Source organism: Gluconobacter sp. (genome assembly GCF_047723935.1).
GTDB lineage: Bacteria > Pseudomonadota > Alphaproteobacteria > Acetobacterales > Acetobacteraceae > Gluconobacter.
Map to the genome: position 1 here is coordinate 1 of NZ_JBDOBO010000057.1, position 14,215 is coordinate 14,215.

The 14,215-nt window shown below is 57.7% G+C and carries 12 protein-coding genes; 4 read left to right on the top strand and 8 right to left on the bottom strand.

Annotated elements, in window-relative coordinates:
- Positions 1-1,346, bottom strand: a 1,346-nt coding sequence (gene carA / locus ABF979_RS13335) for a glutamine-hydrolyzing carbamoyl-phosphate synthase small subunit (RefSeq protein ID WP_415560325.1), incomplete at its 3' end; no start/stop codon positions are given.
- 242 nt (positions 1,347-1,588) lie between these two features.
- Here carA and ABF979_RS13340 point away from each other — a divergent pair.
- The gene (locus ABF979_RS13340; RefSeq protein ID WP_046901226.1) at positions 1,589-2,044 is read left to right on the top strand and encodes a GatB/YqeY domain-containing protein; all 456 of its coding nucleotides are present in this window, start codon (positions 1,589-1,591) and stop codon (positions 2,042-2,044) included.
- 149 nt (positions 2,045-2,193) lie between these two features.
- Positions 2,194-3,150, top strand: a complete 957-nt coding sequence (locus ABF979_RS13345) for a cation diffusion facilitator family transporter (protein ID WP_415560327.1) — start codon at positions 2,194-2,196, stop codon at positions 3,148-3,150.
- A gap of 9 nt (positions 3,151-3,159) precedes the next feature.
- Here ABF979_RS13345 and ABF979_RS13350 read toward each other — a convergent pair whose 3' ends face one another.
- From ABF979_RS13350 to ABF979_RS13380, 7 genes are all read right to left on the bottom strand, one after another.
- A complete protein-coding gene (locus ABF979_RS13350; RefSeq protein WP_415560329.1) occupies positions 3,160-4,050 on the bottom strand; it encodes an alpha/beta fold hydrolase in 891 nt (296 codons plus the stop codon).
- 51 nt (positions 4,051-4,101) lie between these two features.
- Positions 4,102-5,130 (bottom strand): retropepsin-like aspartic protease, encoded by a 1,029-nt coding sequence (locus ABF979_RS13355; protein ID WP_415560331.1) that lies wholly within the window; start codon positions 5,128-5,130, stop codon positions 4,102-4,104.
- Between the two features lie 86 nt (positions 5,131-5,216).
- Complete coding sequence (locus ABF979_RS13360; protein ID WP_415560333.1) at positions 5,217-6,200, bottom strand: zinc-dependent alcohol dehydrogenase family protein; 984 nt, start codon at positions 6,198-6,200, stop codon at positions 5,217-5,219.
- 34 nt (positions 6,201-6,234) lie between these two features.
- Positions 6,235-7,263 carry an alcohol dehydrogenase AdhP gene (gene adhP, locus ABF979_RS13365; protein ID WP_046901231.1) on the bottom strand — a complete coding sequence of 343 codons (1,029 nt, stop codon included), beginning with the start codon at positions 7,261-7,263 and terminating at the stop codon, positions 6,235-6,237.
- A gap of 24 nt (positions 7,264-7,287) precedes the next feature.
- Complete coding sequence (locus ABF979_RS13370) at positions 7,288-8,709, bottom strand: NAD(P)(+) transhydrogenase (Re/Si-specific) subunit beta (RefSeq protein WP_046901232.1); 1,422 nt, start codon at positions 8,707-8,709, stop codon at positions 7,288-7,290.
- On the bottom strand, positions 8,706-9,026 hold the full coding sequence (locus ABF979_RS13375) for an NAD(P) transhydrogenase subunit alpha (RefSeq protein WP_007282792.1): 321 nt from the start codon (positions 9,024-9,026) through the stop codon (positions 8,706-8,708). Before ABF979_RS13375 ends, ABF979_RS13370 begins: the two co-directional genes overlap by 4 nt.
- A complete protein-coding gene (locus tag ABF979_RS13380; protein WP_415560335.1) occupies positions 9,023-10,243 on the bottom strand; it encodes an NAD(P) transhydrogenase subunit alpha in 1,221 nt (406 codons plus the stop codon). Before ABF979_RS13380 ends, ABF979_RS13375 begins: the two co-directional genes overlap by 4 nt.
- 333 nt (positions 10,244-10,576) lie before the next feature.
- On the opposite strand from ABF979_RS13380, the gene dnaG reads away from it, so the two are divergent.
- Entirely contained in the window at positions 10,577-12,415 is a 1,839-nt protein-coding gene (dnaG, locus tag ABF979_RS13385) for a DNA primase (protein WP_415560337.1), read from the top strand.
- A 134-nt stretch (positions 12,416-12,549) separates the two neighbouring features.
- The coding region (gene rpoD, locus ABF979_RS13390) for an RNA polymerase sigma factor RpoD (protein ID WP_415560339.1) at positions 12,550-14,215 on the top strand (1,666 nt) is incomplete at its 3' end.

Below are 14,215 nucleotides of genomic sequence, written 5' to 3' on the forward strand. Positions count from 1 at the left end.
GCGCGACGGTCCATGACCGCGACGAAACGCTCGAAAAGATAGAAACTGTCAGATGGGCCAGGGCTGGCCTCTGGATGGTACTGAACGGAGAAGGCGTCCTTCGTGGTGGAGGCGATGCCTTCGTTGGAGCCATCGAACAGGCTCACATGCGTCACCTTCACGTCAGCAGGCAGGGACTTCTCGTCCACGGCGAAGCCATGGTTCTGGCTGGTGATTTCCACGCGGCCACTTTCGATGTCCTTGACCGGCTGGTTGGCGCCGCGATGGCCACGATCCAGCTTGTAAGTCTTTCCGCCGAGGGCCTGTGCGAGAAGCTGGTGCCCAAGGCAGATGCCGAAAACTGGCACGTTGGCGTCCAGAACGCTCTTGATGGCCGGGACGGCATAGGTGCCGGTCGCTGCCGGATCGCCCGGGCCGTTGGACAGGAACACACCTTCGGGCTTCAGTTCTAGAATTTCCTCAGCCGTAGCGGTCGCGGGCAGAACCGTGACGTCACAACCAGCGGTCACGAGGCAGCGCAGGATGTTGTCTTTCGCGCCGTAGTCCATGGCGACCACGCGGCGGCGGTTCTCGGTCCGAGCGGGGCGGGTGCTTTCCCACACGCCTTCCGTCCAGACGCGCTTTGGCTGCGTGACCTCTTTGGCAAGATCCATCCCTTCGAGGCCGGGCCACTGACGCGCGCGGTTCAATAGGCTGTCCGTGTCGATCCGACCATTCGCCGGGAAGGCAAGGATGGCGGTCTGTGGGCCATTGTCACGCAGGGAGCGTGTAACTGCACGGGTGTCGACGCCGCTGATGCCAGCGCGGCCGTGCTGCTTCAGCCATCCGTCGAGGGATTCTGTGGAGCGCCAGCTTGCCGGAGCGGTGATGTCTTCCTTCACGACGGCGCCAAGAGCAGCCATTTTTGGCGCTTCATTGTCGTCCGTGTTCGTGCCGACATTGCCAATATGCGGGAACGTGAAGGTGACGATCTGTCCGGCGAAAGACGGGTCTGTCAGGGTTTCCTGATAGCCGGTCATGCCGGTGGAGAAGCAGAGTTCACCGACGGCGCCATCGGTATGGGCGCCGAAGCCTCGGCCCCACAGGACCGTGCCATCTGCAAGGACAAGGGCGGCATTGGCGCCGGCAGGGCAGGAATTGGACACGTCCGTCTCTCTTTCTTGCGGGGTTTCAGCAGAAGTTAGGTCCTGGAGTTCGATTCCGGGAACGCGCAGTAGGGCGGGCCAGTGCTTGGTCGGCACGGTTCGCGACTGACGCCACTTTCGTACGGCTTCAAGGCCGACACCAGCCAGCGCGGCGATTTCTTCCGCGCCGCCAGCTTTTTCAATGATTCTGTCGATGTCCATGGCCGCCCGTTCCTGGCTCCGCGTTCACTTTCCCGTCTGATAAGCGATCGAACCGGGAATGGGAAGTTTTTTCCCAATGAGTTTTTGTGTCTGTGGGGCAGTATGGGAAAAAACTTCCCTACACCTTGTGACGATGCTGGAAAGAGCTGTGCTTTCCATTGTTGGGGGGAGGCTTTTATGCGATTTTGCCGCCATTGACTGAACAGGGGCTTTTCAGGCCCCGCGCAAACAGGAGAAGACGCATGTCGCTTCGCACGCAGATCATGGATGACCTCAAAACAGCAATGAAGGCTGGTCAGTCTGAGAAGGTGGCGCAGATCCGTGGCATCACGGCGAAGCTGAAGGATCTTGAAGTTGCTGCTCGCGCCAAGACAGGGGAAGTGACGGAAGCAGAGATTATTTCTGCTCTGCGCTCCATGATCAAGTCCCGTACTGAATCCGCAACGATGTATCGTGAAGGTGGCCGTCCGGAACTGGCGGAAAAGGAAGAGGGTGAGATCGCGACGATCAAAGCCTACCTGCCGCCAGAACTCGATGAGGCAACTCTGAAGTCTGCTATCGATGAAGCCGCGACTGCTGTAGGTGCGGAAAGCATGAAGGACATGGGCAAGGTTATGGCGGCGCTGAAAGAGCGTTTTGGTGCCGATCTGGATCCGGCCAAGGCCAGTGCACTTGTGAAGGCACGTCTGTCTGCCTGAAGCGGGCTAGCCATCGTCGTTTGAAGAAGGCCGTCCCTTGTGGGCGGCCTTTTTTATGTTGGGGTCATGAACCCCTGAAAGTTCGAGAAGTTTGACTTAGGTTATCTGAGGTCCCCAATCTGGCCTTTGCTTACGGAAATGAGCGCTTCATGTCTGCTGGTGGTTCAACAAAAGTCGTTTTCATCGCGCTGGGTGTCAATTTCGGCATTGCCTGCGTGAAAGGGATGGCCGCCCTTCTAACCGGCTCCGCTGCGATGTTGGCAGAGACGGTTCATTCCTTTGTGGACTGCGGAAACCAGATCCTGTTGTTGGTGGGCATGAAGCGGTCAGCGGCTCCGGCAACGAAGGAGCATCCGCTGGGCTACCATCGTGAACTGTATTTCTGGACGATGGTTGTGGCTGGCGCGCTGTTTGTGGGGGGGGGCGTCGCGTCTCTCTATGAAGGTTGGGAGAAGGTCATGCATCCGGCGGAAATGCAGCCGGTGCACCTTTTGGGGCATGTCTTTCCGGGGTGGTGGATGAACGTAGCCATTCTCGCGATTTCCGGCAGCATGGAAGGGTATGGGTTCATTGCTGCGGTGAAATCCGTGCCACGCAGCGAAGGGGTTTCATTGTGGAGAATGATTCGCCGGAGTGCCGATCCCGGTCTGTTTGTCGTACTGTTTGAGGATGGGGCTGCGCTGGTCAGTCTGGTGATTGCACTGGTGTTCACCGTGCTTTCCGTTGTGACAGGTCTGCACGTTCTGGATGGAATTGCATCGCTGCTGATTGGTGTCGTGCTGGTTGTGGTGGCAGCATTGCTGACCAATGAGACGCGCTCGCTTCTTGTGGGTGAGAGCAATCCGGAAATTGATGCTTTTGTGCGTGCGGAAGCGCGGAAATTGCCCGGTGTTGTCGGGATCAATGAGGTTGTGACGGAGACCCGAGGCCCCGAGAGTATTATCGTTCTGCTGTCTCTGGACTGGGATGACGCGATCTCCTCGGGAGACGTGGAGCGAGGGGTTTCGATGCTGGAGAAAATAACCCGCACGCGATACCCCGCTGTATTGCGGATGTATGTTGAGGCGCAGGACAAGAGGGACGGGATTCCAGCCCCTCTGGCCTGATGGCGAATACTACTTCGCCGCTAGGAACGGCTCCACGGCTTTAAGAAAAGCCTCGGGTCGCTCAATGCTGGGAGCATGCCCTGATTGTGGAATGACCGTCAGATGCGCTCCGGGAATTTTTGCAGCAAAATCGTGGCCGTCGGCCAGTGGAATGACTTGGTCATTCTGTCCCCAGATCACGAGCGTGGGAATATGAATGGCCTTCATGCTGTCATCGAGAAAGGTGTCCGGCGCATTGGCGTTTCTGGCGAAGCTCTCCTGCGTGTATTGCGCACCTTCGGCCAGTCGGGTTCGGAATGTTGCCTGAACCAGTTCCTCTGTAATGAGGGCTTTATTGTAAAACAGCCATCCTAGCCCCGTGCGAATGCCAGAAAATGAGACTGGCCCGAACAGGGGAAGGCCGTGCTCGACGAGGGACTTGTGGCCAGCGGCATCGCTCAGGACAAGCCGTAGGGGCATGGCCATGGAGGAATTCTGTGCCGCCTCGATTGTGTAAAGTCCCGCAATCCAGCCGCCAAGGGATTCTCCGGCAAGCGTGAAGTGCGTGATGTGGCGTGTTTTCAGGAAGCCATCCAGCATGTCCACCCATGTCTGAATTCCGTAGGCGATCAGCGGCTTTTCCGAAGCCCCAAAGCCGAGCTGATCCATGGCGATTACATGATAATGCCGGGACAGTTCAGGGATGACTTTGCCCCAGTCCATTGTGGCGCTGCTTCCGAGGCCATGGACCAGCACAAGGTCCGGACCTGTACCAGCTTCCAGGAAACGGATCTGCTGACCGTAAACGGAGACACTTTGCAGGGGCGGGAGAGTTTGTGCCTGGCCGTGACTGGGGATGCATGCTGCGCCGAGCGTGGATGCGAGCACGGCGGTTCGAAGTGTTTTGGACAGTCGTCTCATGGCGGCCGAGCCTTTATGGTCAGATGAATACGTTTCTGATTCGGAATAGTATTATCGATCTGGCCCGGCTGTCTTCAACATATCATTCCCGGAATGAGCGGGATCTTTCGGTGCGGTGACCTTGTCATGAACGGCTGCCTGATACTTGCGGATATGGAGTGGCGTCCATGGCAATGGCGGTTCTTTGGTTAGAGAAGGGTCTGACGCGGGAGAGAGCCAGATGGTCGCGTGAAGTGGGTCCAGAAGGATATGGAAATGGTTCAGAGCGTCAGCGCCCAACTCGTCATAGGCAATGGTGGAAGCGATAACGATCTTCGGGTGAGGCAGCAGAAACGAACCGATTTTCAGTGTATCGAACGTATGAAGGTAGCCACCAACTGTATTGCCCGCATTGATGCGGACCGGATCATCTTTATCTGGCTCGGAAGCAATGCCTATTGCTCTGGCTGTATCTTTCTGGATCAGGGTTCGGTTGGAGCTTAGGTTGATTTTCATCCGAACTGGATGGCCGTTGAGTTCAACAAGAACCGTGTTCGAGAGTGGATAACCGTCTTGATAGAGGTGCAGTTTGGTTGTCGGCGACGGGAGCAAATCTCCGATCGATGGACATTTCTCATCGTCGTATCGAAAGAACGTGACGTTGCGAGAGGAGCGGTCAATCAGGGTGGAAATATGGGAGAGAAAGTGCTCTCCCAGTTCGACCTGGAGTGGTGGAATAATAGTGTTGGGTACTGAATAATCCACCACATAAGCAGTATAACTTTTGAGTATGAGGGCACCAATATTTACGGTTGAGAGCGTTTTTAAAAATACTGTCGCTTCGCCTGTCTCTGATGCCGCATCTTCAGGAGCTGAGCCCAAAAACGTGACATTGTGATTGGCAAAAATAAAAGTATCACTTGCCTGCGGGGCAAGGAAAAAGCGGGCAGGTAATCCGTCTATACTACCCAGCATGGAGGGTGGCGCATTATAGTGCTCTAGTGGAACGGAGACCGCTCCCTGAAGGCAGTTCTGCCAGGGTGCAGCTTGAGCATGCCCGCAGAATTGAAAGACGATCAGGAGAAGAGCTGTCTTACGCATGAAGTGCCTGTCGCCTTATTGTGACATAGTATGTCTTTCTTAGGCGATGGGACTGTTAAGAGCGAGGGCAGAGCGGTGATGTCCGCTTATGGAATGAGAACAGCGGCACCTTCAAAGCGACCGTGACGCAGGTCATCCAACGCTCTGTTGGCATCTCGTAGAGCATAGGGTGTGTTCGTGACCTTGATGCCGATCTCCGGAGCCAGTTTCAGAAAATCTAACCCGTCCTGCCGGGTTAGATTGGCAACGGAGACGATTTCGCGTTCTTCCCAGAGTGTATCGTAGGAAAAGGACGGGATCGGGCTCATGTGGATGCCGCCACACACGACCTTTCCACCCTTGCGGACGGCTTTCAGTCCGGCGGGAACCAGCGCGCCGACAGGGGCAAACAGGATGACGGCGTCAAGCGGTTCTGGGGGAAGTTCGTCTGAGCCGCCTGCCCATATGGCACCAAGGGAACGAGCGAAGGCCTGCTTCTCTGTGTCTCCGGGAGACGTGAAGGCATAAACCTCGCGGCCCTGCCAGCGCAGCACCTGAATGATGATGTGAGCGGCGGCTCCGAAGCCATACAGGCCGATCTTTTTGCCGTCGCCAGCTTTGCTGAGACAACGCCAGCCGATCAGGCCAGCGCAGAGCAGTGGGGCGAGGTCTTTGTCTTCCCCTTTGTCACCCATGGGAAAGGCATATCGCGCATCAGCAACCGTCATGGTCGCGTAGCCGCCATTGCGGGTGAAGCCTGTGAAAAGGGGGTGATCGCAGAGATTTTCCATCCCGTGCGTGCAGTAATAGCAATGCCCACAGGTATGGCCGAGCCAGGGAATGCCGACCCGTTCCCCGACGCTCAGGCTTTTAACGTTGCTTCCGAGCTTGTCGATCCGGCCAACAATTTCATGTCCGGGAATGATGGGAAGGGTGGGATTGGCGAGTTCGCCGTCCACGACATGCAGGTCTGTGCGGCAGACGCCGCAGGCCCCGATGCGGATGCGGATTTCGTCCGGTCCGGGTTCGGGGTCTGGCAGCTCCACCCATTCCAGAGGCTGGTGGTGTTGGCGGAGCTGCATGGCAAACATGGCGTGTGCTTTCTAAAGTCTCAGGTGTCTTGTCTCAGGACCGGAAGTCCAAAACCGTACGGCCCTGAAGGCGGCCGTTTTTGAGATTGTCGAAGATCGTGTTGATGTTCTCGATCTTGTCTGCGGTGACGACGGATTTCACTTTGCCACGGGCGAAGAAATCCATGGCTTCGATCATGTCCAGCCGTGTGCCGACGATGGAGCCACGAATGGTCGTGCCATTCATGACCATATCGAAGATCGACACCGGGAAGTCTCCGGGTGGCAGCCCGTTCAGAACAATCGTGCCGCCACGACGGGCATAACCCATGGCCTGCGAGAAGGCCGTGCGGCCCACAGCCGTAACCAGTGCACCGTGCGCACCGCCAACTTCCTGCTGGATAAAGGCTGCCGGGTCCTTATCCTTGGCATTGACGGTCAGAGCCGCGCCAAGCTTTGTAGCTGTGGCGAGCTTGTCGTCGTCAATATCGACAGCCACGACATTCATGCCCATGGCGACCGCGTATTGAACGGCCATCTGACCGAGGCCGCCGACGCCCGAAATGGCCATCCACTGACCGGGGCGGGCCTCGGTCATTTTCAGGCCCTTGTAGACCGTCAGACCTGCGCAAAGCACGGGTGCGGCTTGTAGGGCATCGATGTTGCTGGGCAGATGTGCGACATAGTTCGGATCTGCGACGACATATTCGGCGAAGCAGCCATTGACCGTGTAGCCAGTGTCGTCCTGATCCTTACACAGCGTTTCCCAGCCACCGAGGCAATGTTCGCAGTGTCCGCAGGCCGAGTAGAGCCAGGGTACACCGACCACGTCGCCGATCTTGGCGTGGCTGACCTGACTGCCAACGGCCACGATATGGCCGATGCCTTCATGGCCCGGGATGAACGGTGGGTTCGGCTTTGCGGGCCAGTCACCCTCTGCGGCATGCAGGTCAGTGTGGCAGACGCCGCAGGTATCGACTTTCACGAGGATCTGGTTGGGCCGGATCTCGGGGATGGGAAGCCTCTCGACTGAGAGAGGCTTCCCGAACTCGCGGACGACGGCGGCCAGCATTGTATCAGCCATGTGAGTGTCTCCTTGAGAACTGGTTTACGATGCGCCGAGAGCCTTCACGGCTTCGACCATCTTGCTGAGGACGGCCTGCGCATCGCCGAAGACCATGGCGCAGTTGTCCTGGAAGAAGAGCGGGTTCTGAACCGCGGAGTAACCCATGCCCATGCCACGCTTGATGACGAAGACCTGACGGGCCTGATCCGCATTCAGGATCGGCATGCCGTAGATCGGGGAGGATTTGTCCGTCCGGGCGGATGGGTTCACCACGTCGTTGGCGCCGATGATGAGGGCGACATCCGTGTCAGCAAAGCTGTCGTTGATGTCTTCCATGTCATAGATCATGTCGTACGGGACGCCGGCTTCGGCGAGCAGCACGTTCATATGACCAGGCATACGGCCGGCGACCGGATGGATGGCGAACTTGACGTCCACGCCTGCGGCCTGAAGCTGCTTGACGAAGTCGTACAGCTTGCCCTGAGCCTGAGCGACGGCCAGACCATAACCCGGCACGATGATGACAGACGAAGCATAGCGCATCGTCGTGGCAGCATCGCTTGGAGCGACGGACTTGGCTTCCTTTTCGGGGCCGGTTGCCGTGGAGGCAGACGCTTCACCGAAGTTGCTGAACAGCACGTTGGCAATCGACCGGTTCATGCCCTTGGCCATCATGACCGTCAGCAGCGTACCGGCGGAACCCACGACCATACCGGCAATCATCAGAGCCGGATCGGCCATGACATAGCCTTCGAGACCGACAGCCAGACCGGTGAAGGCATTGTACAACGAGATCACGACCGGCATGTCAGCACCGCCGATGGGGATCGTCATGCAGATGCCAGCCAGCAGGGCGCCGATGAAGAACAGCAGCGTGGCAATACCGCCACCATCCTGATGGTACAGGAAGGCTGCCATGATGCCGAGCAGGACGGTCAGCATGAAGACGGCTGCATTGACGATACGCTGCCCGCCGAAACGGATCGGCTTGTTCATGCGGCCATCGAGCTTGGCCCAGGCAATGATGGAACCCGACAGGGACATGCTGCCGATCAGGCCACCAGCGACGGTGACGAGAAGCGGAACGATGCCTGTTTCTTTCGGGCCGGTCAGGGCAATGACGGACACAGCCGCGGCAGCACCGCCACCCATGCCGTTGAAGAGCGCGACCATCTGCGGCATCGCCGTCATGGCAACGCTGCGGCCTTTCCAGCCAGCCCAGCCACCGCCGATGACAAGGGCGAGAATGGCCAGAATGACGTTGACGACCAGATGCGGCTTTGCGGCTTCAGAAACGCTGAAAATGCCGAGGAAGCTGGCAGCAGTAACGAACAGCATACCCCAACCTGCCGTCACAATGCCGGAAACGGCCGTGACGGGAGAGGACATGCGTTTGAGGCCATAGACCAGAAGGCCAGAGGCGATAAGGGCGCTGATGGCGACGATATATTCGAGGAGGATCATTTCTGCGCTCCCTTCTGCGGAGCCGCTTTGTCACTGGGCTTGAACATGGCCAGCATACGGTCAGTCACGACGTAACCGCCCACAACGTTACCAGCACCCATCATGACGCCGAGGAAGCCGACAACCTGTTCGAGCACGGAAGAAGCGTTGAACAGGGCCGTCAGCGCACCCACGACCACGATGCCGTGTACGAAGTTCGAGCCGGACATCAGCGGCGTGTGCAGAATGGATGGCACACGGCTGATGACTTCGTAGCCCGTGAAGGCGGCGAGCATGAAGATGTAAAGCGCGATGATGAAGGTCATTGCGGTGATCATCGTGCGGCCTCCTGTCCTGAAGCCTGTGCCGGTGCGGCGGGGGCGGCAGCCGGAGCAGGGGGTTGCGGTGTGGGCGGCGCCGGGGAATTCGGATCGACGGCCGTGCGGATGCCTTCGTTCGTGATGTAGCCATCATGAGTCAGGGCGGTGCCGGAAATGACTTCATCCGTGAAATCCAGCTGGATCTGACCATCCTTGGTCAGGATCTGCTGGAGCAGATGCATGATGTTTTTGGAGTAAAGTTCACTGGCCTGAAGGGCGAGCATGGACGGAACATTGATCGGACCAACGATTGTAGTCGGGCCAACCTGCACCGTCTGGCCAGCCTGTGTGCCTTCACAGTTGCCACCACCTTCTGCACCGAGGTCGATGATGACGGAGCCGGGCTTCATGGCCTTGATCTGCTCGGCATCAATCAGGCGCGGAGCCTTCTTGCCGGGGACGGCGGCTGTGGTGACGATCAGGTCGGCGCGGGCGATGTGATCGCTGATGGCCTTGCGGACCGTCTGCTTTTCTTCGTCCGTCAGTTCGCGGGCATAACCGCCCTTGCCGGTGGCATCCACCCCGGTATCGACGAATTTGGCGCCGAGAGACTGCGCTTCTTCGCGTGTTTCCGGGCGGACGTCATAACCTTCCGTGACGGCACCAAGACGCTTGGCGGTAGCGAGAGCCTGTAGACCCGCAACGCCCAAGCCCATGACCAGAACCTGCGCGGCCCGCAGGGAGCCGACGGCCGTGGTCATCATGGGAAGGATCTTGGTCATATGCACGGACCCGAGCAGAACGGCGTAATAGCCTGCGAGGGTGGCCTGACTGGACAGGGCGTCCATGGCCTGTGCGCGGGAAATGCGGGGAACCAGCTCCATGGCGAAGCAGGTGACTTTCTGGTCCCGAAGGGCCTTGACCAGATCAGGGTGGTTTCGGCCGTAAATGAAGGACACCAGAACGGCGCCGGGCTTCATGGCCTGAACGGTTTCAATGGTGGGAGGCTGAACGGCGAGGACAATATCCGCATCGCCGAGGAGAGCCTTCCGGTCTGTTGAAAGGGTTACGTCTTTATAGGTTTCATCCGGGTAGGAAGAGGCGGCACCGGCCCCGTTTTCCATCGCGAAAGAGACGCCGAGGCTGCTGAGGCGCTCGACAACCTGCGGGATCAGGGCGACGCGGCGTTCACCGCCTTCGTCCTGTTCTTTTAGTACCGTGATTTTTACGGTCATAGGTTGAGATCCTGCGTCTTTAATCTTTTGTGAAGGCGCGACTCATCCATCCCACTAAAGGGATGCAGGGGCCTGTGCCTCATTCGACTGCCATATTGACGCTATATTTGCGCCTTTTCCCTTGATAGGTGTCAAAAGAAAAAAATTTCTTCTGTCTTTCATATTGTAATCGTTTCCAGATCAGGAAAACGGCTACGATTGTTTCGGAAACTGGCATTCACTATTCAGGTTTTCTTTAACGCAGGGAGATTTGGGGAAGAGTAGATTTTCCCTTCCCAGGATTGTAAGAGCCTTCTCTCCTGACAGACCTGATCGAAAGGCTCTTGCTGCCCGATGGCATTCGACGCTGCCTTTCTGGACGAACTCCGCAATCGGACGCCGCTGGCCTCCCTGATCGGACGGCGTAACAAGCTGGTTCGTTCTGGCCGGAACTGGAAAACGTGCTGCCCTTTCCATGGGGAAAAGACGCCGTCTTTTTACGTTTATGATGATCATTTTCATTGCTTTGGCTGTGGCGCACATGGCGATGCGATCTCCTTTGTCATGCAGAGCGACGGCCGGAGTTTTCCTGAGGCTGTCGAGCAATTAGCTGCTGAAGCAGGCCTTGAAGTTCCGAAGCAGGACCCACGGAGTGAGGCGCGTGCGCGGGAGGTCAAATCTCTCGGCGATGTTCTGTCCCTCGTTCAGGCCAGTTACCGGCGTCGACTCTTCCTTCCGGAAGGACGGGAAGGGCTCGTTTATCTGCGTGGGCGTGGACTGAGTGACGCGACTATCGAACGGTTTGGTTTGGGGTGGTCCGGCGATGGGCGGCATCTGGTTGAAGAATTACGTGCTCATGATGTGACGCCTGAAATGCTCGTTCAGGCGGGCATTTTGCGCGTGGATGATCGGGGACAGCCCAAAGGGGAACTGTTTTTCAATCGCGTGACGTTTCCGATCCGGGATCGCCGCGGCAAGCTGATTTCTTTTGGTGCGCGTACCCTGGGGGATGGGCAGCCAAAATATCTCAATGGTCCGGAAACGGCGCTCTTCTCCAAGCGGCGCACACTCTACAACCTCGATCTGGCACGTGAGGCTGTCCACAAGGGCGCTGAGCTTGTTGTGGTTGAAGGGTATATGGATGTCATTGCTCTGGACCAGGCAGGCTTTGGCGGTGCTGTGGCGCCGTTGGGGACTGCGCTGGGCGAAGAGCAGCTGGATCTGCTGTGGCGCATGACGCCCTCTCCGATCCTGTGTCTGGATGGTGATGCGGCAGGAGCCCGCGCCGCTTTGCGGGTCTGTGAAGTCGCGCTTCCGCTGCTGTCTCCCGAACGAACGCTCAGGTTCTGCCGCCTCGACCCTAAAGATGATCCGGACAGTCTGATCCGTACACGCGGCGTTGCGGCCATGAAGGAAGCCCTGTCTGGGGCGACGTCTCTGGCGACTGAATTGTTCGGGTTGATGACAGGGGGGATGGTTGATCCCGGTCCCGATCAGCGGGCGGCGTTGCGTGAGAAGCTTGTTGCTCTGTCAAAGCTGATCCCGGATCGGGCACTCGCGTCTGAGTATCGCAGTACGTTTCTGGATATGTTTTTCGCGCGATTCAGGCGCGGTGGTGGAAGCAAAAAGCCGTTCCAGAAGAAAGGGGCACCGCTTCCTCTTTCAACGCAGGCCCCTGGCGAGATGCGGCATATCGAGCAGGGGAGTGTGGAGCGTCTCAACATTCTGACTGCGATGCTGCTGCGCTATCCGGATATTCTTCCGGAGGTTGAGCAGGCCTATAGCAGTCTGGCTCTCCCAGTGGATCTGGATCGGATTCGCTCCGCCCTTTTGGACTGGAGTTGTCAGGACGAGGATCTGACGGAAGAGAACTGCCATCGCTGGATCGAGGCTCATGGGCTGACGGATATTGTGGGGGCCGTGACAGAAAGTCCGATGCCTCGGGAAGTGGGGCTTGGAAAAGACAGGGATGAAGTTCTCAAGATCGATGTTGTGGAGAGCTGGTGGCACTTTTACGGGCTTGTAAATTTTCGCAATTTCGAGCGCGAAGTGGCCAATGACATTCAGGCAACCATCATGCAGGTCTATTCCGGTGGAGGGGGCGGAGACTCATCTTTTCCGGAAAGCCTGCTGGCGCGGATGAGGGTTCTGGAAGCGCTGCGACGAGGTGAGGATGTTGAAGAAGAAGGGTGAAAAAGGCCGGGGCTAACGTTTTTTATTGCCCTGAAGTTGCTTTCTTTTTCGTCTAAACCTTGACTTACGGCTCAGGATCGACCACCTGCACGCTGCCGAATTGCTTGCTTTCGGTGGAGTTGAGGGAGAGACGCATGGCGACGAAAACAGCCTCTGGTACGGATCGGAACGCGCAGGAACAGGAGGGGGATGCCACTCTTCTTGATACGCAATCCGCTGCCGTGAAGCGGCTGATCGCCAAAGGGCGTGAGCGTGGCCATATTACCTTTGACGAGCTGAACGCCGTTCTGCCGCAGGACCAGATGTCCTCCGAGCAGATCGAAGACGTCATGGCAGCTCTGTCAGAGATGGGCATTCAGGTTCTGGAAAACGAAGAACAGGACGAAGCTGAGCCGGCTCAGGAAGAAGCCAAGGAAGAAGCTGAGGAATCAGACGAGCCTCAGGGCGGCAATATTGATGCCGAGGCTGCCAGCCGCACGGATGATCCGGTTCGGATGTATCTGCGTGAGATGGGGTCTGTAGAGCTCCTGTCCCGCGAAGGCGAAATCGCGATCGCCAAGCGCATTGAAGCGGGTCGTGACGAGATGATTGGCGGGCTTTGCGAAAGCCCGCTGACGATCCGCGCGATCATTTCCTGGCATGAACGCCTCAAGGACGGCGAAATGCTGCTCCGTGACATCGTGGATCTGGAAGCCAGTCAGGCTGTCGGTCCGGGTCCTGAAGGCGAAGAGGGCGAGGAAGGCGAGGAAGCTGCGGCTGACGAAGACGCCACGGACGACGATGCCGAAGAAGGCGACGGTGATCAGCAGGAAGGCAGTGGCCTGTCCCTGTCTGCTCTGGAAGAGAAGCTGAAGCCAGAAATCCTGGCTCGTTTCGAAGCCATTGAGCCGCTGTATCACAAGCTGCGTCAGCTTCAGGTCAAGCGTCTGGAGGCTCTGACGGCCGGTGAGGAAAGCTCGGACAAGTCTGAGAATATCTACGAAGAACTGCGCCATGAACTGGTCAGTCTGGTGGAGCAGGTTCACCTGCATAACAACCGGATTGAAGAGCTTGTTGCCCAGATCAAGATGCATGTTCAGCGTCTGAACAACCTCGAAGGCCGCTTGCTGCGTCTGGCTGAGGGCTGCAAGATTTCGCGTGATGACTTCCTGCTGAAGTATCGTAACCGCGAGATGGACCCGACCTGGGTTGATTTTATTTGCACTCTGCCCGGTAAGGGTTGGAAGACGCTGACGACCAAGCACCTGGACCAGATCCGGTCCATGCGTGCTGATCTTGCGGCGCTTTCTCACGAGACTGGCCTGCCGGTTGGGGAGTTCCGTCGTGTGTATGCGACCATTTCCCGTGGTGAGCGTGACTCCACGCGTGCCAAGAAGGAAATGATCGAGGCCAACCTTCGTCTCGTGATCTCGATTGCCAAGAAGTACACGAACCGTGGTCTGCAGTTCCTGGATCTGATTCAGGAAGGCAACATCGGTCTGATGAAGGCTGTGGACAAGTTCGAGTACCGTCGCGGTTACAAGTTCTCGACCTATGCCACCTGGTGGATCCGTCAGGCGATCACGCGTTCTATCGCCGATCAGGCCAAGACGATCCGTATTCCGGTGCATATGATCGAAACGATCAACAAGCTGGTGCGGACGTCCCGTCAGATGCTGCATGAGATCGGGCGCGAGCCTGCTCCGGAAGAGCTGGCTGAGAAGCTGGGTATGCCGCTGGAGAAGGTCCGGAAGGTCCTGAAGATTGCCAAGGAGCCGATCTCCCTTGAAACGCCGATTGGCGACGAGGAAGACAGTCATC